We start from the raw sequence: 25283 nt of genomic DNA, 5'->3' as shown, positions 1-25283 counted from the left end.
TGGATGAGGTTCCAGACCTCATCGATGAGGTTCGGGACCTCGTTTTCGCCGGAGATGGCGTCACGATCGGCGCAGAAGGGGCGGGCGGCGTGATTGGCAGCAACCCGGCCCGGGGCCGTCAGGAGGCCTTGAGGCGGGTTATCCGCACCTCGGCGTGCTTCCGCATCAGCCGTCGGTGGGTGCCCCGCACGGTGGAGTTGACGCGCGGCCGACGTTGATCGTCCTACGGCGTCGGGCGCGCGGGTCCGGAGCCAGCTTAAGGCAGGGTCAGGGATCCATGCCGATGTGCGGCACCAGCACCAGCGAATCGCAGGCGTCGGCGGTGCAGCCGAAATAGCGCGTGTCGCTGCCGTCGCTCCAGTAGCCCTTGGCCGCCCCGTTGATGTGGAACGCCCAGTCCCGCCCGCCGTCGACCAGTTCGCCCTCGATCATGCAGGGCGCAGTGTCGTATTCGTGGTGGTAGGCGCGGGAATCCATCTCCGTGCTGAGAGCGAAAAACGTTTCCACCTGTTCCGGGGTAAGCGACCAGCCCTCGCAGAGCCCCGGAAACCGACCCGCGTCGGAGGAGGACGGGTCGGGCATCGCTGGGGATACGGACGCTACATGCAGCCCGGCGTGTTCAGAAGACGGGGGGCGGGAACCGGACTGGCACGCCGTCAGCGCCGTCATAAAGGCCAGCGCCTTCGCCAGCTGTCTTGCGCGAAATCCTGTCGTGCTCATAGATGTCTGCTTATATCTTCGTAGCAGACGAATTATCAGAGGGTTGACGGGTAATGGCCGGTCCGCTCCGCGCACTGAGCAGGTGGAACAATGCACAAGTCTAGGCGACTTAGTTTGTCTCCCGAGACGCATGCCAACACTATGCCGACGAGATTATCTTTGCTGCCTTCTGCGAGCACGACGCACGGTTGCTTCTCCCCATAAGCCGATATAGTGCCCATTTCGGCGTAGATTTGAAATCCCGCTTCGCGAATGGCGAGAAGCTTGGGTCGAATGTAGTCCAAGAAGGCTTGTTTTGAATCTAACGCGGAGAACACGGTCTGAGACTCATAAGTAAAGTCGTTCGCGAGTAGCGGTTCCAGTGGCGCAACGTCGAGCACATTGATCATCTTCGCGTATGCGAGTAATGCATCCTGTTTTGTCAGCATTCGGCCGCCTCGTATAAAATATCAGTTGAAGATCGTTGCCGCGCAAGCAGTAGAAATCACATCTAGCCTACGTGTAGTAGATGGGCGAATACTCCTGGCTGTGTGCTGGCATCGGCTTTGCTGGATGGTCGTGGCGAGCTGCGCTAAATGTAATCTTGATTTTAGTCGAAGTTGCACTGGTAATCTGCCGAAGCGGGGCCTTGTGGCCGGTCTCCCAGAGGCTTGTTGTTAATTCCGGCTCAGCGGTGCGTGCGATATGACTTGCTCGCCTTGTCGATAATGATGTACAAATCAAGAAGTGAGGTGTTTTGGCTGTCCTTTTCAAGCTCTCGTTCGATTAGTTCTTTGATATAATTGGCCTCACTGATATTGCAGTTGATGTGGATTTTCCCGTCCCCTGAGGAGACGCCTTCTTTTACTGTCTCTAACAATAAAGAGTTGTTCGGGGTAATGCTTACCAAGGTGGCCAGCTGTGCTTCGTTTAATATGAAAGGGCTGCCAATTCTCATGTCGCTCCTCTATGCTGTCGATGCGCGCCAATCAGTTCCTTAGCAGAGTCCGAGTCGATGTTTGTTACTGTTGCATCTATCCACTTCCATGCAGCTGGCAGGGATTCCAATCAGTACTACTGCTGAAATGACTAAAGCATACAGCCAGAACATGATGCGTTTAAGGTGGGTTACCATCTTTTCGCGGAGAGCAGGCTTTCGCTTCGCTAGCTCATGGTCTAAGTGAATTATCCCGAGCATCGCTATTGGCACGCCAAGGACAAGTCCGACCGCCCAGAGCGCGACGGAAATTGCTGCTTGCATATAGTCCCCTCCTAACGAATAGCTTTCAATGCATCGAAGAAGTTCTTCTCGGGATGTAAAGAGAGCCATTCTCGAATTGATCGAAGCTGCTCGCGGTAATCTTCGGAATCATCTCCAAAAAAGGACGACTCAGAGATTTCTTGATTGTTGCTAGCTCTTTCCAAGAGCTCGGAGAATAGCGCGAGTTCTTCTTCTGAAAGAGTGAGGCTGGCTTCCTGCACCATGCCCGCACCATCGCCAACGCCTTTTCCCAGTTCACCCATAGGGAAATCAACACAAAGAGTTATTTCACGCCCGCGCTTGATGGCTGTCGCGCGATAGTCTCTGACTGTTTCATCGTCAGAGGTTCCGTATCGTTTTTTTCCATAGGTGAGTGTTATTTTCATTGTGTCTCTCCGCGGTAGACGTGCGGCTTTCCGTGGTCCGTTAGCCCCAGGGCCGCCCCAGCGCCAGCTTCACCGCCTTGACCCCCGGCACCGCCTTCAACGTCCCCACCAGCTCCGCATCCACCCGCACCGAGCTGCTGCCATTCAAATCCAGCATCCCCGCGGCGCCGGCCTTGATCAGATCAACGCGAATCGGCGTCTTGCCGGGCCGGTGCTTCGCCAGCAGCGTATCCACGCGGTCCCACGTCCCCGGCACGCGCAGGTCCAGCCGCAGCGACAGCCGCCGGGCGTGCTGCGCGCAGATCTGTTCGTAATCCCAGCACCGTGCGGCCTTCAGGGCAAACCCGCCGCTGAAGGCGTCCTCGCGCAGGCCGCCCTGCACCACGATCAGGCGGTCGCGGGTCAGCAGCTGGGCGAACTCGCTGTAGGTCTCGGAGAAGAAGGCGCATTCCAGACGGCCGCGGCCGTCCTCGATCTGCACGAACATCTGGCTGTCGCCCTTCTTGCGCAGGGCGACCACCTGGCCGGCGACGACGGTTTCCACCTCCGGGCGCCAGCCGCTGCGGGCGGACTCGGGGCGGGTTTCCCAGATCTTTTCGAGGTCGCCGAGGTCGTGGCCGGTCAGGGCGTGCACTTCCTCGCGGTAGGGGTCGAAGGGGTGGCCGCTGAGGTAGTGGCCGAGGGTGTCGCGCTCGCCGCCCAGCAGGTGGCCGAGCGGGTATTCGTCGGTCTCGGGCAGGTCCAGCTTCAGGGCCGGCGCGGCGGTGTCGCCGCCACCGAACAGTGACACCTGGCCGGCGGCGCGCTCGCGGGCGATCTGGTCGGTGGCCTTCAGCACTTCGGGCAGCTGCAGCATCAGGCTGGCGCGGTTCCTGCCGAGCTTGTCGAGGGCGCCGGCCATGATCAGCGCCTCGACGGTGCGGCGGTTGAGCTTGTTGCCGTCGACACGTTTGCAGAAGTCGAGCAGGTCGGTGAACGGGCCCGCACGGCGCGCATCGACGATCGACTCGCACGCGCCGCGGCCGACGCCCTTCACCGCGCCGATGCCGTAGCGGATGGTGCCCGGCGCCACCGCCTCGAACATGTAGGCGGAGGTGTCGACGTCCGGCGGCAGCACGTCCAGCCCCATCACCCGGCACTCGTCGAGGAAGCCGGTGACCTTGTCGGTGTTGTCCATGTCGCTGGACAGCACCGCGGCCATGAACTCGGCCGGGTAGTGCACCTTCAGCCAGGCGGTCTGGTAGGCGACCAGTGCGTAGGCGGCCGAGTGCGACTTGTTGAAGCCGTACTCGGCGAACTTCTCCATCAGGTCGAAGATCGGGCTGGCGACCTTGGCCGGGATGCCGCGCTCCTCGCAGCCGGCCTCGAACTTGGCCCGCTCCTTGGCCATCTCCTCGGCTTTCTTCTTGCCCATCGCGCGGCGCAGCAGGTCGGCGCCGCCGAGCGAGTAGCCGGCCATCACCTGGGCGATCTGCATCACCTGTTCCTGGTACACGATGACGCCGTAGGTCGGCGACAGCACCGGCTCCAGCGATTCGTGCGGGTAGGTGACCTCGGCGTTGCCGTGCTTGCGGTCGACCCAGTCCTTGTCCATCCCCGAGCCGAGCGGGCCGGGGCGGAACAACGCGGCCAGCGCGATGATGTCCTCGAAGGTGTCGGGCTGGGCCCGCTTGAGCAGTTCGCGCATGCCGCGCGATTCGAACTGGAACACCGCAACGGTGTCGCCGCGTGCGAACAGCTCGTAGCTGGCGCGGTCGTCCAGCGGCAGCGCCGTGATGTCGAGCGGTGCTTCGCCAGCGGCGGCGCGCCGGACGTTGATGGCCTTCACTGCCCAGTCGATGATCGTCAGCGTGCGCAGGCCGAGGAAGTCGAACTTCACCAAGCCGACGGCTTCGACGTCGTCCTTGTCGAACTGGGTGACCGGGCTCTTGCCGCGGCCCTCGCCGTCGTGTTCGGCGAACAGCGGGCAGAAGTCGTGCAGCGGGCTGGGCGCGATGACCACGCCGCCGGCGTGCTTGCCGGCATTGCGGGTCAGGTCCTCCAGCGAGCGGGCGAGGTCGAGCAGGTCGCGGACCTCGTCCTCGCGCTGGTAGCGCTCGATCAGGTCGGTCGAGGCGAGCGCCGGGTTCTTGTGCGAGGCCTCCGATTCCCCAAGCGCGTCGTCGAGGCTGATGCCCAGCGTGTTGGGGATCAGCTTGGCGATGCCGTCGACGAAGCCGTACGGGTGGCCGAGCACGCGGCCGGCGTCGCGCACCACGGCTTTGGCGGCCATGGTGCCGTAGGTGATGATCTGGCTGACGCGGTCACGGCCGTACTTGCGGGCCACGTAGTCGATGACCTCGTCGCGCCGGTCCATGCAGAAGTCGATGTCGAAGTCGGGCATCGACACGCGTTCGGGGTTGAGGAAACGCTCGAACAGCAGGTCGTACGGCAGCGGGTCCAGGTCGGTGATGCCCAGCGCCCATGCCACCAGCGAGCCGGCACCGGAACCGCGGCCCGGGCCGACCGGGATGCCCTGCTGCTTACCCCAGTTGATGAAGTCCGCGACGATCAGGAAGTAGCCGGGGAACCCCATCTTGATGATGACGTCGAGCTCGGTCTCCAGGCGGTCCTCGTAGTCCTGCCGCGACTTGCCCTCGGCCAGCGGCGCCTTCTCCAACCGCTTGGCCAGCCCCTCGCGCGACTGGCTGCGCAGCCACGACTCGATGGTGTGCTCGTCCGGCACCGGGAACGCCGGCAGGTAGTAGGTGCCCAGCTGCATCTCGACGTTGCAGCGGGTCGCCAGCGCGACGGCGTTGTCGAGCGCGTCGGGCACGTCGGCGAACAGCGCGGCCATCTCCTCGGACGAGCGCAGGTACTGCTCGGGGCTGTATTCCTTCGGCCGCTTGGGGTCGTCGAGCACGCGGCCGGTGGAGATGCAGACGCGCGCCTCGTGCGCCTCGAAGCCTTCGGCGTGGAGGAAGCGGGCGTCGTTGCTGGCGACGACCGGCAGGCCGCGCTTGGCGGACAGGTGCAGGGCGAGGTCGTTGAAGACCTGCTCGCCGTCGCGGCCGGTGCGGGTCAGCTCCAGGTGCAGGCGGTCATCGAAGGTGGACTGCCAGTCGGCGATCCACGCCTCGGCCAATTCGGCGCGGTGGCCGGTGGCGAGCCGCCCGGCCAGGCTCTGGCGGCCGGCGAGGGCGAACAGGCCGGCGTTGTCCTCGCGCAGCCACTCCGGGCGCAGGGCGACGCCGTCGGTGCGGTGCCCCTCCATCCACATCCGGCTGAGCAGGCGCGACAGGGTCAGGTAGCCCTCGCGGTCGCGGCACAACAGGGTCAGGCGCGACGGCGCCTCGTTGCCGTCGGCCAGGCCGATGTCGGCGCCGAGGATCGGCTTGATGCCCGCACCCTCGGCCTTCCTGTAGAACTTGACCGCGGCGAACAGGTTGTTGAGGTCGGTCAGCGCGACGGCCGGCTGGCCGAGCTCCACGCAGCGCTTGACCAGCTCGCCGATCCGGATGGTGGAGTCGGCGAGGGAAAATTCGCTGTGGAGGTGAAGGTGTACGAAGGGCGATGCGGACATGCTGCCGTGGCGTACCGGCGAGGGCGACGGCCAGATTAGCAGCCCCGCGGGGGCGGGTCAGGGTTGACACCGCCCCGCGGACGCCGCGGCCCGTGGCGGTGGCGCTCAGACCACGCGGAAGCGCGGTTGCGGGTCGCCGGAGTGCGCGTAGTGGCTGTCGTGCACGCGGGCCTGGTGCTGCAGCAGGGCCAGTTCGGCCAGGCGGTCGCGCAGCCAGGCGGTGCGTTGCAGGTCGCCGCCGCCGTCGGGGTGCTCGTCGTTGCGGTACGCGCAGAAGTCGCGGTACTCGTCGGCCTCCATCGCGAACGCCGGCCAGGCCAGTTCGACCAGCAGCACGTCGTCCAGCAGGCCGAGCATCGGCCGGTGGTCGTCGATCAGGTCGTCGTCGCGATCGACGTAGGCCAGCAGCTTGAGCAGCCGCGCGCGGGTGGACTGCGGCAGGTCCCAGTCGTAGTCGTCGAGCATCGCGCGCAGCTCGTCGATCCGGCGCAGGCGGCGGTCGAGCACGTCGTGGGCGCGCGCCGGCGGCAGCGACAGCAGCCAGTCGGTCAGGTGCTGCAGGCGGTCCGGGTCGACGCGCGCGGCGTCGGGGTGGATCTCGTGCAGCAGGGCGTCGAAGCGGGCGATGGCATCGCTGCGCAACGACAGGTGGGGAGGGGCTCCGGTGGTGGGTGCCGGTCCGTCGTGCCTGAAGTACGGCAGCGGGTCGGCAGTCGGTGTCGGGACTGACATGCGCATGGCACACCTCGCTGTACCGGCCGGTGGGGCGGGCCGCGCGCCGGCCGGTGGGGGCGTGCGGCTGCGGTGATCCGGTGCGTTGGATGCACGCCCATCGTGCGCCGTTGCGTCGGCGTTGTCGCCGTCCCGGAAGTGGGGCGACGAATGGCAGGGACGGCGGCGGGCCCCGTCGCTGCGGGCTTTGGCGACGGGGCCCGTACACCTCTGGAAACGCCGGCTGAACACCGGTGGCGGCTCAGTGGACGCGGAAGGTGGCGCACGGCGCGGGGACGTAGGCGCTGTCGCGGACCCGGGCGCGGTGGGCGGCCAGCGCGGCCTCGGCTTCGCGCGCCTGCAGCCAGTCGTCGCGGTCGAAGGCGAACGCGTGCACGTCGCAACCGCGCAGGCCGGCCTCGACCCGGCGCAGGCGGCGGTAGTCGGTGTAGGCGCGGACTTCGTCGGCCACCCGCGGCCAGGCGGTGTCGACCACGATGGCGTCGTCGAGGCGGCCGACCCGCGGCAGGGTGTCGGGGATCAGGTCGTCGCGGTCGCGGATGTAGTCGACGATCCGGGCGCCCACCTCCAGCGCCTCGTTGGCGGCCTGCCAGTCGCGGTCGGCGATCATCCGGTCCAGCGCGGCGGCGCGGCGCATCCGCACGCCGATGGCGGTTGCGGCCAGCGCGTTGCTGCAATCGCACAATTCACGCGCCGCGGTGGCGAGGTGATCACAATCGAGGGGCGCCTGTTCACGCCCGAGTTGCCGGAGCACGGCATTGAACCGGTCGAGCGCCCAGGGGCTCGGGCTGAACCCGCCGATGCTATGGCGCCGGTGCGGGCCGGATGCGCCCGGGGCGCGGAGGACGGCGGTCAGGACGGTCGCCGGGATGGCGTTTTCAAGCATGGCGTTCATGGATGGTCTCGCAGGGTGGCACCGGCTCGGTGCGTGGCCAGCGTCGCGCCGCCCGGCGTTGCAGTCATGAGGTCGATGCGAGTTTTCGGCCACGTTTGTCGCAGGGATCGCGAGGCAAACACGAGGTTTCCGTGATGGAACCGTTCGGGCTTCGGGGAGAGCTGCACACCCCCGGCGAGCACTACCGTTTCGACGGGGTGCTGGTCGACGCGGTGGCGCACACCCTGAGCCGCGGCGGGACCACGCTGGCGGTCGAGCCGAAGGCGTTCGCGGTGTTGCTGACGCTGCTGCGGCACCGCGGGGAGCTGGTCGGCCGTGACGACCTGCTCGACCAGGTGTGGGGGCACCGGCACGTCACCCCCGGGGTGCTGACGCGGGCGATCGCGCAGCTGCGCGGGGTGCTCGGTGACGACGCGCACGAGCCGCGCTACATCCAGACCCGGCATGCGCTGGGCTACGTGTTCGTGGGAGCGCTGGAGGACGAGGCGGCGCCGGTGCCGGACGTCCCCGATGCGTCCGATGTGCCCGATGCACCGGAGGGCGCGGCCCTGCCGGTGGTGGCGCCGGCGTCCACGGCGGTGGTCGCGCTGCCGCCACCCACGGTGCCTGGGGCGTCCGCGTCGCCCGGGCCGGCACCCGCCCGGCGCTGGCGGGTCCGCCACGCATGGATGGCGGCCGCGGCGGTGCTGGCGGTCGCGCTGGTGGCGAGCCTGTGGTGGGACCGCGCGGCGGCGCCGGTGGCGCGGCCGGCGGAGGCCTCGGTGGCGGTGGTGCCGTTCGCCAGCCTCAGCCGGCGCGAGGACGACCGCTACTTCGCCCAGGGCCTCGCGGTCGAGCTGCACGATGCGCTGGCCGGCGTGCCGGGGCTCAAGGTCGCCGCCATCGACAGCGCCGGTGCCGCCCGCCGGCGCGACCTCGGCCTGCAGGCGCTGGGCCGGGCCATCGGCGTGGCGACGGTGCTGGACGCCAGCGTGCGGCGCGACGGCGAGCGGGTGCGGATCAACGCGCGGCTGGTCGACGTGGCCAGTGGCTTCACCCTGTGGAGCGACAGCTTCGACCGCGAGCTGCAGGACGTGTTCGCGGTGCAGGGCGACATCGCCGACGAGGTGACGCGGGCGCTGCTCGGCGTGCTGCCGCGCGACGGCGAGGGGTTGCGCGAGCGGCTCGCCCCGACCCGCGAGCTGGCCGCCTACGAGGCCTACCTGCAGGGCCAGCAGCGCCTGCGCGAGGCACAGGACGACGCGTCGCTGCAGGCCGCGCTGGGCTACTTCCGGCGCGCGCTGATGATCGACCGCGAGTTCCCGCGGGCGCGGGCCGGGGTCTGCCGGGTCGAGCTCAAGCGTTTCGAGGCGGCGCGTGACACGCCGGCGTTCAAGCGTGCCCGCGATGCCTGCGCCGCCGCCGCGCGGGCCGACCCCGAACTGCGCGAAGTCAGCCTCGCGCTCGGCGAGTTGCACCGCGTGCGCGGCGACGACGCGGCGGCGATCGAGCACTACACGCGCGCCCTCGACGACCTGTCGCTGCGGCCGCAAGCCTGGGTCGGCCTGGCCCGGACCCGCTCGGCGCAGGGCGACGACGCACTGGCCCGCGAGTATTTCGCCCGTGCGCTGGAGATGCGCCCCGGCGATGCCGAGATCCATCGCGAGCTGGGCATCCACCAGTACTCGACCGGCGACATCGACGGCGCGATCGCCTCGTTTGCCAAGGCGACCACCCTGCGGCCGGACGACGCCACGCTGTGGTCCTCGCTGGGCGGGCTGTACCTCGCCCGCGACGACGCCACGCGCGCGGCGGAGGCGTTCAACCGTTCGCTGGCGATCGCGCCGGGCTACGGCGCGCTGAGCAACCTCGGCACGCTGCGTTACGGGCAGGGCCGGTATGCCGAGGCGGCGGAGCTGTACCGGCGCGCGGCGCGGCTGGACCCGGACGACTTCCGCATCTGGGGCAACATCGGCGACGCGCTTTCGGCGGTCGAACCACGCGATGACGGCCAGGTCCGCAAGGCCTACGCGCGGGCGGCGCGGATGGCCGCGGCCTACCTCGACATCAAGTTCAGCGACGCGCAGGCGGTGGCGCTGCTGGGCTGGTATCGGGCCAACCTCGGTGCGGACGAGGCGGCGCGGGTGCAGGTGGCGGCGGCCGAGGCACTGGCGACCGAGCAGGCCGAGGTCGCGCTGATCAATGCACAGACGCTGGCGCGGCTGGGCGACGGCGACGGTGCGCGCGACCGGCTGCGGCTGGCGCGCGGCGCCGGCATCCCGGACCAGCGGATCGAAGCTTCGCCGATGCTGCGCGCGCTGGCGGCCGGGGATTCCGGTCCGGCCGGCGTGGAGACACAGGACGGGCGCGGGGGCGCGTTGTAACCGAAGGCCTGCCTGTCGCAGGCCAACCCCAGGAGTGCGACATGCGTGTGCTGCCCGTGTTTGCCATCGCCGCCGTGGCCGTGCTGGCCGGCTGCCGGCACCTGCCCGACGCCGACGGCATCAGTTGCGAATACAGCTTCCGCGGCGCGACGGCGATCTACATCGACATCCCGTCCTACGACGCCGGACCCAAGGGCGACTGCACGGTCGACTCGGGGACGCAGGTCACCTGGCGGGCGCCGCCGGGCGAGACCCGCGCGTTCACCGTGCTGTTCGCCAGCAGCAGTGGCCACGAGTGGCGGCGCACCGCGACCGGGCATCCGTCGAGCGAGGAGGACGGCCGGCAGAAGGTGTCGATGGTGGTCACCGGTGCGTCGGGAACGGTGTACCCGTACGAGATCGTGGTCGACGGACAGGCCATCGACCCGGCGATCATCATTCGCTGAGCAGTTCCGCGACCGCCTGGTCGGGCGCCGGCGCGGCGATCCCCAGTGCCGCACGCACCGGCGCGAAGCTGCGCCGATGCTGCGGGCAGGGGCCGTGCGCGGCCAGCGCGGCCAGGTGCGCCGGCGTCGAGTACCCCTTGTGGCCGTCGAACCCGTACTGCGGGAACTGCTGGTGCAGCGCGGCCATCGTGCGGTCGCGGGTGACCTTGGCAAGGATCGACGCGGCCATGATCGCGCGGTCGCGGGCGTCGCCGCCGATCCACGCCTCGGCCGGGCAGGGCAGCCCGCGCGGCAACGCGTTGCCGTCGATGCGGGCCAGTTCGGCCACCGCGCGCACGCCTTCCAGCGCCAGCCGCATGCCGAGCATCGTCGCCTGGTAGATGTTGATGCGGTCGATCTCGTCGGCCTCGACGCTGACCACGTGCCACGCCATCGCCTTGTCGACGATGCGCGCGTACAGCTCCTCGCGGCGCGCGGCGCACAGCTGCTTGGAGTCGGCCAGGCCGTTGACCGGTGTGCGGCCGGGGCCCAGCACCACCGCGGCGACCACCACCGGGCCGGCCAGCGGGCCGCGGCCGGCCTCGTCGACGCCGGCGATGCGCTGGCCGCCGCGGGCCACGGCGAGCTCCAGCCCGAGCTGCTCAGCGGTGCCCATCGGCTCCGCCGGCGCCGGCCGTCGCCGGTACGGCCTCGACCAGCCCGGCCACGGCGTCGGCGGCCTGTTTCGAGGCGTCGCAGCGCAGTTGTTCGTGCAGCGCGAGGAAGCGCGGCACCAGCCGGGCGACCGCGGCCGGGTCGCGCAGCCAGCGCAGCAGCGCGTCGGCGAGCTTGTCGGGCGTGCAGTCGTGCTGCATCAGCTCCGGCACCAGCGGTTCGCCGGCGAGCACGTTGGGCAGTGCGTAGTGGTCGACCTTGAGCATGCCCAGGCCCTTGACCATGCGGTAGGTCAGGTCGGCGACGCGGTAACCGACCACCATCGGCCGCTTGGCCAGCATCGCTTCCAGCGTGGCGGTGCCGGACGCGAGCAGGATCACGTCGCTGGCGATCATCAGCGTGCGCGCGTTGCCGTCGATCACCCGCAGCGCCGGGTGCAGCGCGGCGGCATCGGGGTGCGCGGCGAGCACGCGCTCGAACGCGGCGCGGGCGTGACCGCTGGCCATCGGCGCGACCACCTGCAGCGCCGGTTCGGCGGCCAGTACGCGCGCGGCGGCGGCGAGGAAGTCGTTGCCGAGGCGCTCGATCTCGCCCACGCGCGAGCCGGGCAGCAGCGCCAGCAGGGGACGGTCGCCGGCGAGGCCGAGTTCGCGCCGGGCGGCGTCGCGGTCGGGCTCCAGCGGCATGGTATCGGCCAGCGGATGGCCGACGAAGCGCGCGTCGACGCCGTGGCGCTCATAGATCGCCGGTTCCATCGGGAACAGGCACAGCACCCGGTCGGCGCTGAGACCGATCTTCGCCGCGCGCTTCTCGCGCCAGGCCCACACCGACGGGCTGACGTAGTGCACGGTGCGGATGCCGCGCTGCTTGAGCCAGCGCTCGACGCCGAGGTTGAAGTCCGGCGCGTCGATGCCGATGAAGACGTCGGGTTTCCAGTCCAGGACGCGCTGGCGCAGTTCGCGGCGCAGGCGCAGCAGCCGCGGCAGGTGGCGCAGCACTTCCGCCAGGCCCATGACCGACAGCTCGGAGGCATCGAACCAGGTATCCATGCCCGCTGCGCGCATCGTATCGCCGCCGATGCCGACGAATTCGGCATGCGGCCAGCGCTGCTTCAGGCGTTCGACCAGCCCCGCCCCGAGCAGGTCGCCGGAGGCCTCGCCGGCAACCAGCGCGATGCGCTTGCGCGGTACATGCACGGGGTCGTTGAAAATGTCGTCCACCCTGTTGGCCCCCGGCTAGCGCAGCAGCGGGCGCTCGCCGGCGTCGATGAACTCGAGCAGGGCGCGCACGTCGTCGCTGTCGCCGGCCAGTTCGACCAGCCGCGCGCGTGCCTCGTCGAGCGAACCGCCGGCGACGTACAGGGCGCGGTAGGCGCGCTTGATCGCGGCGATCCGGTCGGCGTCGAAACCACGGCGCTTGAGGCCCTCGCTGTTGATCCCGCGCGGGCGGCCGTAGCCCTCCTGCGCGACCATCACGAACGGCGGCACGTCGCCGTTGACGAACGCGCCCATGCCGATGAACGCGTGCGCGCCGATCCGGCAGAACTGGTGGATGCCGGCGAAGCCGCTGAGGATCACGTGGTCGCCGACCTCGACGTGGCCGGCCAGCGTCGCGTTGTTGGAGAACACGCAGTGGTTGCCGACCACGCAGTCGTGGGCGACGTGGGTGTAGGCCAGCAGCCAGTTGTCGTCGCCGATGCGGGTGCAGCCGCCACCGCCGGCAGTGCCGCGGTTGACAGTGACGAACTCGCGGATGGTGTTGCGGTCGCCGATGACCAGCTCGACGCGCTCGCCACCGTACTTCTTGTCCTGCGGTTCGCCGCCGATCGCGGCGTGGCCGAGGATGCGGTTGTCGCGGCCGATCCGCGCCGGGCCGTGGATGCTGCAGTGTGGACCGATGTCGGTGCCGTCGCCGATCTCCACGTCGTTGCCGATGTAGCTGAAGGCGCCCACGCGCACGCCGTCGCCGAGCCGGGCGCCCGGTTCGACGATCGCGCTGGGATGGACGGCGGCGGTACTCATGCGTCGGCCGCTGCGACCTCGGCGCACAGGATGTCGGCGCACGCGACCTGCTCGCCGTCGACCCGGGCGATGCCCTGGTACAGCGCCATGTTGCGGATGGTGCGCTTGAGGATGACTTCCAGGTCGAGCCGGTCGCCCGGCACCACCATCTTGCTGAACTTCGCGCCGTCGACCTTGACCAGGTAGAACAGCTTGCCGTCGCTCTCGCCACCGGTGGACAGCTGGGTCAGCAGGCCGCCCGCCTGGGCCAGCGCCTCGATCACCAGCACGCCGGGCATCACCGGGCGGCCCGGGAAGTGGCCATTGAAGAAGTTCTCGTTGGCGGTGACGTTCTTGTAGGCGAGCACGCGCTTGTTGGCTTCGAGCTCGACCACGCGGTCCACCAGCAGGAACGGGTAGCGGTGCGGCAGCAGTGCCTGGATGGTGGGGACGTCGATCGGGAGTTTCACGGTTTCGTTTTTCCTTGCTTGCCGACCCGTCCGGTGCGGGCCGTCTTCCGTTCAGTCATCGCGCCCGCGCCACTGGCGGACGAGGCTGTCGAGCTGTTTGAAGCGCGCGGCGTTCCTGCGCCAGCTGCGATTGTCCATCAGGCCGGTGCCCGAAGAGTACTCGCCCGGCTGGCGGATCGAGCTGCTCACCAGGCTCATCGCGGTGATCACCACGCGGTCGCAGATCTCCAGGTGGCCGAGCACGCCGGCGGCGCCGCCGATCAGGCAGTAGCGGCCGATCTTCGCGCTGCCGGCCACCGCGGCGCAGCCGGCCATGGCCGTGTGCGCGCCGATGCGGACGTTGTGGCCGATCTGGATCTGGTTGTCGAGGCGGACGTCCTCCTCGAGCACGGTGTCGTCGATCGCGCCACGGTCGATGCAGGTGTTGGCGCCGATCTCGCAGTCGTCGCCGATCACCACGCCGCCCAGCTGCGGCACCTTGATCCAGCGGCCGGCTTCCATCGCCAGGCCGAAACCGTCGGCGCCGAGCACCGCGCCGGGATGGATGCGCACGCGCTGGCCGAGGCGGACCCGGGTGACGAGGGTGACGCGGGCGATGAGCTCGCTGCCGGCGCCGACCACGCAGTCGTCGCCGATCACGCAGCCGGGGCCGACCACCGCGCCGGCCTCGACCCGGCTGCGCGCGCCGATGCTGCAGAACGCGCCGACATGGGCGGCCGGGTCGACGCTCGCGCTGGGGTCGATGTCGGCCGACGCGTGGATGCCGGGTGCGCGCACGGGCACCGGCTCGAACAGCGCCGAGATCTTCGCGAAGGCGACGTAGGGGTCCGGCGCGACCAGCGCGGTGCCGTCGTGGCCATCCGCATCGTCGCCGCGCATGACCACCACCGTCGCCCCGGTCGACGCCAGCTGGCCGCGGTAGCGCGGGTTGGCGAGGAAGGCGAGTTGCCCCGGGCGTGCGCCGGCGAGCGTGCCGACGCCTTCGACCCGCGCCGCGCCGTCACCGCGCAGTTCGAGCGAGAAGCGTCGTGCCAGCTCGTCGGCGGTGAACGTGGCGGGAGCGGACTGCACGACGGCTGCCCGCGCCGTCAGAACGTGCCGCCGAAGGTGAACTGCAGGCGCTCGAGGTCGTCGCCTTCTTCCTTGCGGAACGGGTAGGCGTAGCTGATCGAGATCGGCCCCATCGGCGAGCGCCACATCAGCGCCAGGCCGGTCGACGCGCGCAGCTCGCCGGCATCCCAGGTGTCGAAGTCCTTGAAGACGTTGCCGACATCGATGAACGCCGAGACGCGCGCCGCCGAGCTTTCGATCAGCGTCGGGAAGAACATCTCCAGCGAGCCGGTGGTCTTGAACGCGCCGCCGATCGGCTGCAGGTAGTTGCTGCCGAGCGCGGCCTCCTTCGGGCCGAGGGTGTTGTCGGTGAAGCCGCGCACCGAGCGCACGCCGCCGGCGTAGAAGTTCTCGAAGAACGGCAGGCCGTCGGCGGTGATGGTGTTGATGTAGTCCGGCGAGTCGGGCAGGCACGGCTCGGTCGGGTCCGGGCCCGGGACGTACACCGCCGGGGTCTCCGGATTACCGTCGGTGTCGACCATGCTGCCGCCGGTGAAGCAGACGTTGCGGACGAATTCGTCGCCGTAGCTGTCGCCGTAACCGAGGTCGGTGCGGGTGTTGAGCACCAGGTGGCGCGACAGCGGCCAGAACTTGGAGAAGCTGTAGTTGAGCTTGTAGTACTCGACGGTCGAGCCGGGCAGGGTCGCTTCCAGCCAGATCCGCTGGTTGGTGCCGCGGGTCGGGGTGAGCGCGCTGTTGAGCGTGTTGCGGCCCCAGCCGATCTCGCCGCGCCAGGCGTGGAACGTGCGCTGGCCGACCGCGTCGATGTACTGGACCAGCGACTCCGGCGTGCGGCCGCGGCGGGCGAAGATCTGGTTGCTGTCGATGCCCAGCAGCGCGGTGACGCTGTCGGTCTCGGTGATCGGCACGCCCATCACCACCTGGCCGACGCCGCTGGTGCTGGAGTACTGCGCGGTGTTGAAGTCGGAGTTGTCGAACTCGCTCCAGCGCAGGTTGTAGCCCAGCGAAACCCCGTTGTCGGTGAAGTAGGGGTTCATGAAGGAGAAGTCGTAGCGTTGCAGGTAGGAGTTGCGCTGCGCCTGCACCGCGATCCGGTTGCCGCTGCCGAGGAAGTTGTTCTGCGACACCTGCACCTGCGTGCTCAGGCCGGTGAGCGCGGAGTAGCCCAGGCCGAACACGAAGCTGCCGGCGGCCACTTCGTTGACGGTGTAGACCACGTCCACCTGGTCGTGCGAGCCCGGCACCTGCTGGGTCTCCACGTCGACGGTGTCGAAGTAGCCCAGTCCCTGCAGGCGGATCTTGGAGCGGTCGATCGCGGCCTGCGAGTACCAGCTGCCCTCGAACTGGCGCATCTCGCGACGCAGCACCTCGTCGGCGGTGCGGCTGTTGCCCTTGAACACCACCCGGCGCACGTTGACGCGCGGGCCCGGCACCACCTGCATGGTGATGCCGACGGTCTTGTCCTCGCGGTTGACGTCGGGGATCGGGTTGACCTGCGCGAACGCGTAGCCGACGTTGCCGAGGGTCGCGGTGATCGCGTCGGAACTGATCTCCAGCAGGCGCCGTGAGAAGATCTGGTCGGGCTTGACCAGCACCATCGCCTCGACCTCTTCCTTCGGCAGCACCGTGTCGCCGGTGACCTGCACGCTGGACACCTTGTACTGCTCACCCTCGGTCACGCCGGCGGTGATGAACATGTCCTGCTTGTCGGGGCTGATCGAGACCTGGGTGGACTCGATGGCGAAATCGACGTAGCCGCGGTCGAGGTAGAAGTTGTTGAGCTTCTCCAGGTCGCCGGAGAGCTTTTCGCGCGAGTACTGGTCGTCGCGGCGGTACCAGCTGAGCCAGTTGTGCTCGCCGGACTCCCAGGTGTCGAGGATCTGCTCGTCGTCGAACAGCTCGTTGCCGACCAGGTTGATGTGCTGGATGCGCGCGGCCTTGCCTTCCTCGACCGCGATGGCGACGTCGACGCGGTTGCGCGGCAGATTGGTCACCGTCGGGGTGATGGCGACGTTGTACTTGCCGCGGTTGTTGTACTGGCGGGTCAGCTCCTGGGTGACGCGGTCCAGGCTCAGCCGGTCGAAGGTATTGCCCTCGGTCAGGCCGATGTCGGCGAGGCCCTTCATCAGGTCCTCGGTCTCGATGTCCTTGTTGCCGCTGAGCGTGAGTTTGTTGATCGCCGGGCGCTCGGTGACGGTGACCACCAGGATGCTGCCCTGCCGCCCGATCGCGATGTCCTCGAAGAACCCGGTCTTGTACAGCGCCCGGATCGCGTCGCCGACCTGGTCCTGGTCGACGGTGTCGCCGCGCTCGATCGGCAGGTACGTGAACACGGTGCCGGCGGAGATGCGCTGCAGGCCGTCGACGCGGATGTCGCTGACCGCGAACGGGGCAACCGGAGCGGCCGTGGCCGACTGTGCCAGCGCCGGCAGTGCCGGGGCGGCAGAAAGCGCCGAGGCGAGGGCGAGGACAAGCAGGCGGCGGTGGGTGGGTCGCGTCATCATCACGTCCGGTTGGGGTTCTGCGGCGCCCGCGGTTGCGGATGCCGGGCAGAGGCGGGGCGGGTGGGGCTCGGCTGGGAAAGAGGCACGTTCGACCGGCTGTGCATCAGCGCATCAGGTTGTTCACGATGTCGTTGTAGAACGCCAGGCCCATCAGCCCGACGATCAGCAGCAGGCCCACGTACTGCCCGACAGCCATCGTCCGCTCGCTGACCGGGCTGCCCTTGACCAGCTCGATAAGGTAATACAGCAGGTGACCGCCGTCCAAGATCGGGATCGGCAGCAGGTTGAGGATGCCCAGGCTCAGCGAGAGCATGGCCAGCAGGGAGAGGTACCAGGCCGGGCCCTGGTCTGCGTAGGCATTGGCGGCGCGGGCGATCGTGATCGGGCCGGCGACGGTGTTTTCGACCTCGACCCGGCCGGTGAAGGCGCGGCCGATCATCGAGACCAGTTCGCCGGCCTGGTGGACGGTCTCGCGCAGCGCCGCCGGGACCGCCGCCAGCGGGCCGTGGCGCAGTTCCGCGTCCATCGGCGGCATTTGGGGGCGGACCGAGCTCACGCCCAGCGCCCAGTAGGGTTCGCCGCCGCCTTCGGGCTGGATCCGGGTGGGGGCGAGTTCCAGCGCGAGGCGGTCGCCGTCTCGCTCGACCTCGACCATTGCGGTGCCGTCGCGCTCGCCCAGTTGCTGGACCAGCGGCCCGATGTCGTTCCAGGCCTGTACCGGATGGCCGTCGATCGCGGTGATGCGGTCGCCCTCGGCCAGCACGCCCCAGGCGGCCGTGTCGGGCGCGACGCGGCCGATCACCGGCGGGACCAGCAGGTGCCGCGGCACCAGGCCGATCGCGTCGATGATGCGGCGCTCGTCGAAGTCGGCCGGCAGGGCGGATAGCGGCAGGGTGGTGTCCGATTCCCGGCCTGCGGCATCCCGCACCCGCAGCTCGACGTCGGCGCGGTCGAGCGCGGCCGGGATCAGTGCCAGTTGCAGGTCGCTCCAGGTCGGGGTTTCACGCTCGCCGACGGCAAGGACCCGGTCGCCCGCCTGCAACCCGGCCTCGGCCGCGATGCCGTCGGTGCTGCCGACGACCGGCGCGTAATCCGGCCGGCCGATGACGAACATCGCCCACAGCAGCGCCACGCACAGCAGCAGGTTGGCGATGGGCCCCGCAGCGACGATCGCGATCCGCTTCCACACCGACTTGCGGTTGAAGGCCTGGCCGAGCTGCGCGTCAGGCACCTCGCCCTCGCGTTCGTCGAGCATCTTGACGTAGCCGCCGAGGGGGATCGCGGCAATCACGTATTCGGTGCCGTCGCGGCCGCGACGCGACCACAGCGCCTTGCCGAAACCCACCGAGAAACGCAGCACCCGCACCCCGCAGCGCCGCGCGACCCAGTAGTGGCCGAACTCGTGGAAGGTCACCAGCACGCCGAGGCTGACGATCAGCCACCAGATCGAACCGAGCAGTTCAGTCATGCCGTGGGTCCTGGCGGAAAGGGGTGGAGGGTCATGCCGTCGCCCGCGCGGCCGCGGCCTGCGCGGCGTGGCGGCGCGCGCGGTCGTCGGCGTCGTGGAGTGCGTCCAGTGAGACCGCGGGAATGGCCGGAAGTGCCGCGAGGGTGTCCTCGACGATCGCAGGGATCGACAGGAAACCCACCCGCCGCTGAAGAAACGCTGAAACGGCGACCTCGTTGGCGGCGTTGAGCACGGCCGGCGCAGTACCGCCGGCGGCCAGCGCGTCGAATGCCAGCCGCAGGCAGGGGAAGGCGTCGAGGTCGGGCGGCTCGAAATCCAGACGGCCACCTTCGGCCAGCAGGTCCAGCCCGCTCACGCCCGAGGCGATGCGCTCAGGCCAGCCGAAACCCACCGCCAGCGCGGTGCGCATGTCGGGCAGGCCGAGCTGGGCGAGGGTGGAGCCGTCGACGAACTCGACCAGCGAGTGGACCAGGCTCTGCGGGTGCACCAGCACGTTGATCCGCCCGCCGGCGACATCGAACAGGTGGTGCGCCTCGATCACCTCCAGCCCCTTGTTCATCAGGGTGGCCGAGTCGACCGAGATCTTCGGCCCCATCGACCACTTGGGGTGGGCCACGGCCTGCTCGACGGTGACGTCGGCGAGCGAGGCGCGGTCGCGGCCGCGGAACGGGCCGCCGGACGCGGTCAGGATGATGCGCGCCAGGCCCGCGCGCGACGGCGCATCGGGCAGGCACTGGAAGATCGCGTTGTGCTCGCTGTCGACCGGCACGATGGTCGCGCCGCCGTCGCGCGCGGCCGCCATCAGCAGTTCGCCGGCGAGCACCAGCGACTCCTTGTTGGCCAGCAGCAGGCGCTTGCCGGCCCGGGCCGCGGCCAACGTCGACGGCAACCCGGCGGCGCCGACGATCGCGGCCACGACGGTGTCGCAGGCGTCGCTGCCGGCCAGCTCGACCAGCGCGGAGTCGCCGGCGTGGGCGTGCGTCGCCAGGCCGGCGTCGCGCAGCCCGTCGTGCAGGTGCGGCAGCAGCGCCCCGTCGGCGATCACGGCGTGGTCGGGGCGGTGGCGGCGGCACAGTTCGACCAGCGCATCGACCTGGCGGCCGGCGGCCAGCACCGCGGCCCGCAGGCTCGCGGGATGGCGCGCGATCACGTCCAGCGCCGAGGCGCCGATCGAGCCGGTGGCGCCGAGGACGGCAACCTGTTTCATGCTCAGAAGCCCAGCAGCGCCTTGCCCAGCGCGAAAACCGGCAGCGCCGCGAGGACGCCGTCCAGGCGGTCCAGGATGCCGCCGTGGCCCGGGATCAGGTGGCCGGAATCCTTCACCCCGACATGCCGCTTGAGCAGGCTCTCGAACAGGTCGCCGACCACCGAGAACAGGCCCGCGGCCAGCGACACCAGCGCGACCGCAGGCAGCTGCGCCACGCCCGCGCCCGCGATCAGGCTGAAGGCGACGCCGGCCAGTACCGCCGCCAGCATGCCGCCGGCGAGGCCCTCGAACGTCTTGTTGGGACTGATGCGCGGCGCGAGCCTGCGGCCTCCGAACCACTTGCCACCGAAGGTGCGGCCGGCGAAGTAGGCGCCGGTGTCCGCCGCCCAGACCACCGCCAGCGCCGCCAGCAGCCAGCGGTGGCCGTTGGGCTCGCTTGCGTGGATCCAGGCGAGCGCGCACCAGGCCGGGATCATGCTGAGCGCGCCGGCGGCGAGCTTGAACACGCGCGCGTAGGTCTCGTGGTCGCTGGCGAAGTTGTAGCGGCCCAGCCACGCCAGCGCCAGCAGCCACCAGATCACGCCGGCCACGGTCATCAGCTGGAACAGCACGAAGCTGAAGCCGGTGGTCGACCGCGACGCCCATACCAGCGCCACCATCACCGCGAGGTGGGCCACCAGCAGCACCGTGCGGGCGAGGGTGTCCTCGATCTCGGCGAGGTCGAACCATTCCCACAGCCCCAGCAGGAACACCACCGCGGCGAGCATCATCATCCAGTCGGTGGGCAGCAGCAGGATCGCGAGGATCGCGAGCGGGGCCATCACCAGCGCGGCGAGGATACGGGTGCGGGTCATTCGGGAATCTCGTCGGGAGCGGCCAGCTGCGCGCCGGTCAGGCCGAAGCGGCGTTCGCGGCCGGCGTAGTCGTCGATCGCGCGTTGCAGTGTCGCCGCATCCAGCTCGGGCCACAACAGATCGGTGAACCACAGCTCGGTGTAGGCCAGCTGCCACAGCAGGAAGTTGCTGATGCGCATCTCGCCGCCGGTGCGGATGAACAGGTCCGGCGCTGGCAGATCGGACAGGCTGATGCGCGCGGCGAGCGCGTGCTCGTCGATCTGCTCGGGTGCGAGCGTGCCGGCGGCGACGTCCTGCGCGAGCAGCCGGGCGGCACGGGCGATGTCCCAGCGGCCGCCGTAGCTCGCGGCGATCACCAGGTGCAGGCGGGCGTTGCCGGCGGTCTGCGCCTCGGCCGCGTTCATCCGGCGCACGATCGCCTCGCTGAAGCGCTCGCGCTCGCCGATGAAACGGATGCGCACGCCACGGCGGTCGAGCTCGTCGACCTCGCGTTCCAGCGCGCCCATGAACAGCTTCATCAGCGCCCCGACCTCGTCGGCGGGGCGCCCCCAGTTCTCGCTGGAGAACGCGAACAGGGTCAGCACCTCGATGCCGCGGGCCAGGCAGAAGTCGACGCAGACGTTGACCGCGCGCGCCCCGGCGCGGTGGCCGATCATGCGCGGCCGGCGCCGGCGCTCGGCCCAGCGGCCGTTGCCGTCCATGATGACGGCGAGGTGGCGGGGGACGCGTGCTTCGGGGTCGGACTCGGAAGGCATGGCCGGGACGGACGGAATCGTCGCCACTGCCATCAGACGGCCATCAACTCCTGTTCCTTGGCCTTGACCACTTCGTCGACGTGCTTGATGCCCTCGTCGGTGATCTTCTGGATCTCGGTCTCGCTGCGCGCGGCGTCGTCCTCGGAAATGGACTTTTCCTTCAGCAGTTCCTTGACCTGGTGGTTGGCGTCGCGGCGGATGTTGCGGATCGCGACCTTGGCGTTCTCGCCCTCGCCGTGCACGAGCTTGGTCAGCTCCTTGCGGCGCTCCTCGGTCAGCGCCGGCAGGTTGATCCGGATCACGGTGCCGGCGGTGTTGGGGGTCAGGCCGAGGTCGGAGTTGATGATCGCCTTCTCCACCGCGGAGACCATCTGCTTTTCCCACGGGGTGATGGTGAGCGAGCGGGCGTCGGTGACGGCCACGCTGGCGACCTGGGTCAGCGGCATGTCCGACCCGTAGTAGTTGACCTTCAGGTGGTCGACCAGTGCGGTCGAAGCGCGGCCTGTGCGGACCTTGGTCAGGTCGTGGCGCAGCGACTCGACGCTCTTGTTCATGCGGGTCTGGGCGTCTTTCTTGATATCGTCGAGCATTGCCGGCTCCGGTCTCGTGCGGTAATCGCGGGAGTATAGCGGAGGGGGCGGGCCGCGCCCGGCCCGTGGGTCGTCAGTGGCCGTGGTGGCCGTGCCCGTGTGCGCGTGGCGCCTCGCCATGCGGCGCGAGGTCGTGGCGGTCGTGCTCGCAGGCGGTGCCGTGCTCGATCTGCAGGGTCGGGTGGTTGATCCCGAACCGCTGGTCCAGCGCGGTGTTGACCCGGTCGATGAAGGCGTTGTGGTCGTGGGCGCCGGGCCGGACCAGGTGCGCCGTCATCGCGATCTCGCCGGCGCCCAGCGACCAGATGTGCAGGTGGTGCACCGCGGTCACGCCCGCCTGCGCGGCGAGGAAGTCGCGTACCGCCGGCTGGTCGATCGAACGCGGCACGGCGTCCATCGCGGCGTTGAAGCTCTCGCGCAGCAGGCCGACCGCGCTGGCCGCGACCACCACGCCGATCAGCAGTGCGATCACCGGGTCCAGCCACGCCCAGCCGAACCACAACATGCCGACGCCGGCCAGCACCGCGGCCAGCGACACCGCCGCATCGGCCATCAGGTGCAAGAAAGCGCCGCGGCGGTTGAGGTCGTGGTCGTGGCCGTCGCGCACGAACCAGGCCGAACCGAGGTTGATCGCGATGCCCAGCAGCGCCACCAGCACCACCGGCAGCGCCGGGATCTCCGGCGGCGCGTTGAAGCGGCGGATCGCCTCCCACGCCAGCGCACCCGAGAACGCCACCAGCAGCACCGCGTTGGCCAGCGGCGAGAGCAGGGTGGCGCGGCGCCAGCCATAGGTGTGGCGCTCGGTCGGCATCCGCCGCGCAAGCACCGCCGCCCCCCACGCCAGGCCCAGGCCGAGCACGTCGCCCAGGTTGTGCAGCGCGTCCGAGAGCAGCGCCAGCGAATTGGTGGCGAACCCGTAGCCCGCCTCCAGGGCGGTATAGGCGAGATTGATCAGGGTGACCGCGGCAAACGCGCGGGTGCCGTGCCGAGGCGAGTGCGAATGGGCGTGCATGCGCGTGATCGTGTCACGCGGCGTGGGCGGACACTATTGCAACGGTCAGCCCCGGCCCTGCACCAGGGTGCCGATCTCCTCGCCGCGCAGGATCTTCAGCAGCTCGCCGGGCTGGCCCATGTCGAAGATGCGCAGCGGCAGGTCGCTGTCGCGGGCGAGCGCGAACGCCGCGGTGTCCATCACCTGCAGGTTGCGGGCGATGACCTCGTCGTAGCCGAGGCGGTCGTAGCGCTTCGCGTCGGGGTGCTTGTTCGGGTCCTTGTCGTAGACGCCGTCGACCTTGGTGGCCTTGAGCAGCAGGTCGGCGCCGATCTCGATCGCGCGCAACGCGGCGCCCGAGTCGGTGGTGAAGAACGGATTGCCGGTGCCGGCGGCGAAGATCACCAGCCGGCCCTTTTCCAGGTGGCGGATCGCGCGGCGGCGGATGTAGTCCTCGCACACGTCGTTGATCTTGATCGCGCTCATCACCCGGGCCTTGCCACCGAGCTTCTCCAGCGCGTCCTGCATCGCCAGCGCGTTGATCACGGTGGCAAGCATGCCCATGTGGTCGCCGGTGACCCGGTCCATGCCGCCGGCGGCCAGTCCGGCGCCGCGGAAGATGTTGCCGCCCCCCACGACCAGCGCGATCTCCGCGCCCGCCTGTTGGGCCTCGATGACCTCGCTGGCCAGCCGCGTGATGACCTTGGGGTCGATCCCGTAGTCCTCGTCCCCCATCAGCGCCTCGCCGGAAAGTTTCAGGAGGACGCGGCGATAGGCGAGTTGCGGCATGGGGATCTCAGGCGGGGGAGGCTGCGGAATTGTAGCGGGTGAAGGCGAGAGCGGGTCGAGCTAACCGAAGGACCAGGCGTCTACAAGTGCCTGACATTACTTAATGCGACAGAGACACAAATTATTGCAGTGCACAAGTGAACGAATGCCTCAAAAAGTGTGATCAAAGTCACATATTTACATAAATATTTCCTTAGTGGGTTGTTGTGGGTTCGTTACCAAAGTCATATTCGGCCGGCCCGTCAGGGTTTCCTTCCCACCGCGTCAAGGGGATCACCACGTGTCCAGACCCACTATCAACCGCGCTCTGCGCCGCAGCGCACTGACCGTAGCGCTCGGCCTGTGCTTCGCCTCCGGCGTACACGCCCAGTCCAACACCACCGGCAACATCGTCGGCCAGGCTCCGGCCGGTTCGACCGTCACGGTGGTCAATCCGGCAACGGGCTTCAGCCGCGAAGTCCCGGTAAGCGCCGATGGCAGTTTCCGCGCGGGCGCACTTCCGCCGGGCACGTATACCGTGACCCTGAAGAATGCCGATGGCACCACCGGCGTGCGTAACGGCGTTGGTGTCGCGGTGGGTGCCGGCACCTCGGTGGACTTCACCGGTGGCGCGACGGCCGGCGACGCGGTGGAACTCGATCGCGTGCAGGTCACCGGAAGCTACATTCCGCCGATCGACTTCTCCTCGGTCGAGTCTACGACCATCGTCACCCAGGAGACGATCGAGCGACTGCCCGTCGCCCGCGACGTCACGAGTGTTGCGCTGCTTGCGCCGGGAACCACGCAGGGTGGTAATCCCCCCACCCATTAGCTGACGCCAGAAGTGGAATTTTCTCGTAGTCTGACCCCGAGGAGGTTCCATGAAGAAGTCCCGCTTCACCGACAGCCAGATCATCGCCGTGCTCAAGCAGGCCGAGGCCGGCACGCCCGTCCCGGAGCTGTGCCGCGAGCACGGCATCAGCTCGGCCACGTTCTACAAGTGGCGCAGCAAGTTCGGCGGCATGGAGGTGTCGATGGTCGCCCGTATGAAAGAGCTGGAGGACGAGAATCGGCGGCTGAAGAAGATGTACGCGGACGCCCAGCTCAGCGCCGATCTGCTGAAGGAGGCGCTGGGAAAAAAATGGTGAGGCCATCTCAACGCCGGGAGATGGCCAGACTGGCAGTGGACGGCGGGCGCACCAACATCCGGCACGCCTGCCGGACCTTCGAGCTGAGCGAGACCTGCTATCGCTACCAGGCCAAGGCCAGCGAGGAGAACGCCCGGATCGCCGACTGGCTGGTCCGGCTGACCACGGCCTACCGCGACTGGGGCTTCGGCCTGTGTTTCCTGCACTTGCGCAACGTCAAAGGCTTCGGCTGGAACCACAAGCGCGTCTACCGCATCTACCGGGAGCTGGAGTTGAACCTGCGGATCAAGCCGAAGAAGCGCCTGGTGCGCGAGCGTCCGGAACCGCTGGCGGTGCCGGAGGCGATCAATCAGGTCTGGTCGATGGACTTCATGCACGACCAGCTCAGCGACGGGCGCAGCTTCCGGTTGTTCAACGTGCTGGATGATTTGGGTTCACCCCCGTTTTCACGGACACTTA

General features: G+C 69.0%; 23 protein-coding genes and 1 pseudogene. 4 read left to right on the top strand and 20 right to left on the bottom strand.

The annotated features are described in order from the left end of the window. Window positions 1-267 precede the first annotated feature (267 nt). The 7 genes from N799_RS04155 to N799_RS04140 form a co-directional block, all read right to left on the bottom strand. Window positions 268-477: a hypothetical protein gene (locus tag N799_RS04155; protein WP_036208354.1), complete on the bottom strand. Its 210-nt coding sequence runs from the start codon at window positions 475-477 to the stop codon at window positions 268-270. 278 nt (window positions 478-755) lie between these two features. After that, window positions 756-1148 (bottom strand): hypothetical protein, encoded by a 393-nt coding sequence (locus N799_RS15160; protein WP_152597806.1) that lies wholly within the window; start codon window positions 1146-1148, stop codon window positions 756-758. Window positions 1149-1387: 239 nt separating this feature from the next. Further along, window positions 1388-1657, bottom strand: coding sequence for a hypothetical protein (locus N799_RS15155; protein WP_152597805.1), 270 nt, complete (start codon window positions 1655-1657; stop codon window positions 1388-1390). A 314-nt stretch (window positions 1658-1971) separates the two neighbouring features. Then, complete coding sequence (locus N799_RS15150; protein WP_152597804.1) at window positions 1972-2346, bottom strand: hypothetical protein; 375 nt, start codon at window positions 2344-2346, stop codon at window positions 1972-1974. A 40-nt stretch (window positions 2347-2386) separates the two neighbouring features. Further along, a complete protein-coding gene (gene dnaE / locus N799_RS04150; protein WP_036208351.1) occupies window positions 2387-5908 on the bottom strand; it encodes a DNA polymerase III subunit alpha in 3522 nt (1173 codons plus the stop codon). Window positions 5909-6013: 105 nt separating this feature from the next. Continuing rightward, entirely contained in the window at window positions 6014-6640 is a 627-nt protein-coding gene (locus N799_RS04145) for a hypothetical protein (RefSeq protein ID WP_160279954.1), read from the bottom strand. A gap of 241 nt (window positions 6641-6881) precedes the next feature. Continuing rightward, entirely contained in the window at window positions 6882-7535 is a 654-nt protein-coding gene (locus N799_RS04140) for a YkvA family protein (RefSeq protein ID WP_160279953.1), read from the bottom strand. Window positions 7536-7669: 134 nt separating this feature from the next. On the opposite strand from N799_RS04140, the gene N799_RS04135 reads away from it, so the two are divergent. Together N799_RS04135 and N799_RS04130 are read left to right on the top strand one after the other, a co-directional pair. Continuing rightward, window positions 7670-9898: a tetratricopeptide repeat protein gene (locus tag N799_RS04135; RefSeq protein WP_036208343.1), complete on the top strand. Its 2229-nt coding sequence runs from the start codon at window positions 7670-7672 to the stop codon at window positions 9896-9898. Window positions 9899-9939: 41 nt separating this feature from the next. Then, the gene (locus tag N799_RS04130) at window positions 9940-10344 is read left to right on the top strand and encodes a hypothetical protein (RefSeq protein WP_036208342.1); all 405 of its coding nucleotides are present in this window, start codon (window positions 9940-9942) and stop codon (window positions 10342-10344) included. On the opposite strand, the gene N799_RS04125 is transcribed toward N799_RS04130, so the two are convergent. The 13 genes from N799_RS04125 to pyrH all read right to left on the bottom strand — a co-directional run bounded on the left by N799_RS04125 (window position 10334) and on the right by pyrH (window position 23697). Beyond that, entirely contained in the window at window positions 10334-10999 is a 666-nt protein-coding gene (locus tag N799_RS04125; protein ID WP_052101200.1) for a ribonuclease HII, read from the bottom strand. The genes N799_RS04130 and N799_RS04125 overlap by 11 nt on opposite strands. After that, window positions 10986-12209, bottom strand: coding sequence for a lipid-A-disaccharide synthase (gene lpxB, locus N799_RS04120; RefSeq protein ID WP_425476951.1), 1224 nt, complete (start codon window positions 12207-12209; stop codon window positions 10986-10988). The genes N799_RS04125 and lpxB overlap by 14 nt, the downstream gene beginning before the upstream one ends. 24 nt (window positions 12210-12233) lie before the next feature. Next, window positions 12234-13019 carry an acyl-ACP--UDP-N-acetylglucosamine O-acyltransferase gene (lpxA, locus tag N799_RS04115; RefSeq protein WP_036208339.1) on the bottom strand — a complete coding sequence of 262 codons (786 nt, stop codon included), beginning with the start codon at window positions 13017-13019 and terminating at the stop codon, window positions 12234-12236. Further along, on the bottom strand, window positions 13016-13468 hold the full coding sequence (fabZ, locus tag N799_RS04110) for a 3-hydroxyacyl-ACP dehydratase FabZ (protein WP_036208336.1): 453 nt from the start codon (window positions 13466-13468) through the stop codon (window positions 13016-13018). Before fabZ ends, lpxA begins: the two co-directional genes overlap by 4 nt. Before the next feature lie 51 nt (window positions 13469-13519). Further along, window positions 13520-14539 (bottom strand): UDP-3-O-(3-hydroxymyristoyl)glucosamine N-acyltransferase, encoded by a 1020-nt coding sequence (gene lpxD, locus N799_RS04105; protein ID WP_036208333.1) that lies wholly within the window; start codon window positions 14537-14539, stop codon window positions 13520-13522. A gap of 17 nt (window positions 14540-14556) precedes the next feature. Then, window positions 14557-17040: an outer membrane protein assembly factor BamA gene (gene bamA, locus N799_RS04100; RefSeq protein WP_036208543.1), complete on the bottom strand. Its 2484-nt coding sequence runs from the start codon at window positions 17038-17040 to the stop codon at window positions 14557-14559. Window positions 17041-17146: 106 nt separating this feature from the next. Next, complete coding sequence (gene rseP / locus N799_RS04095; protein WP_036208330.1) at window positions 17147-18511, bottom strand: RIP metalloprotease RseP; 1365 nt, start codon at window positions 18509-18511, stop codon at window positions 17147-17149. A 31-nt stretch (window positions 18512-18542) separates the two neighbouring features. Further along, entirely contained in the window at window positions 18543-19718 is a 1176-nt protein-coding gene (locus N799_RS04090) for a 1-deoxy-D-xylulose-5-phosphate reductoisomerase (RefSeq protein ID WP_036208328.1), read from the bottom strand. A 2-nt stretch (window positions 19719-19720) separates the two neighbouring features. Next, entirely contained in the window at window positions 19721-20572 is an 852-nt protein-coding gene (locus N799_RS04085) for a phosphatidate cytidylyltransferase (RefSeq protein WP_036208325.1), read from the bottom strand. Continuing rightward, window positions 20569-21327 carry a polyprenyl diphosphate synthase gene (gene uppS / locus N799_RS04080; RefSeq protein ID WP_036208322.1) on the bottom strand — a complete coding sequence of 253 codons (759 nt, stop codon included), beginning with the start codon at window positions 21325-21327 and terminating at the stop codon, window positions 20569-20571. The genes N799_RS04085 and uppS overlap by 4 nt, the downstream gene beginning before the upstream one ends. A 32-nt stretch (window positions 21328-21359) precedes the next feature. After that, window positions 21360-21917, bottom strand: coding sequence for a ribosome recycling factor (frr, locus tag N799_RS04075; protein WP_036208319.1), 558 nt, complete (start codon window positions 21915-21917; stop codon window positions 21360-21362). A 73-nt stretch (window positions 21918-21990) separates the two neighbouring features. Further along, complete coding sequence (locus tag N799_RS04070) at window positions 21991-22929, bottom strand: cation diffusion facilitator family transporter (protein WP_081974684.1); 939 nt, start codon at window positions 22927-22929, stop codon at window positions 21991-21993. 45 nt (window positions 22930-22974) lie between these two features. Next, window positions 22975-23697, bottom strand: coding sequence for a UMP kinase (gene pyrH, locus N799_RS04065; RefSeq protein WP_036208316.1), 723 nt, complete (start codon window positions 23695-23697; stop codon window positions 22975-22977). A gap of 280 nt (window positions 23698-23977) precedes the next feature. Here pyrH and N799_RS04060 point away from each other — a divergent pair, with 280 nt between their 5' ends. Beyond that, window positions 23978-24508 (top strand): carboxypeptidase-like regulatory domain-containing protein, encoded by a 531-nt coding sequence (locus N799_RS04060; RefSeq protein ID WP_036208311.1) that lies wholly within the window; start codon window positions 23978-23980, stop codon window positions 24506-24508. A 49-nt stretch (window positions 24509-24557) separates the two neighbouring features. Further along, window positions 24558-25283: pseudogene (locus N799_RS14615) on the top strand (transposase); the annotation flags it as partial.

The organism is Lysobacter arseniciresistens ZS79 (genome assembly GCF_000768335.1).
In the GTDB taxonomy this organism is placed as follows: Bacteria; Pseudomonadota; Gammaproteobacteria; order Xanthomonadales; family Xanthomonadaceae; genus Novilysobacter; species Novilysobacter arseniciresistens.
Note: the sequence above shows the minus strand (reverse complement) of the source record. Positions and strands in the feature narration are given on the sequence as shown.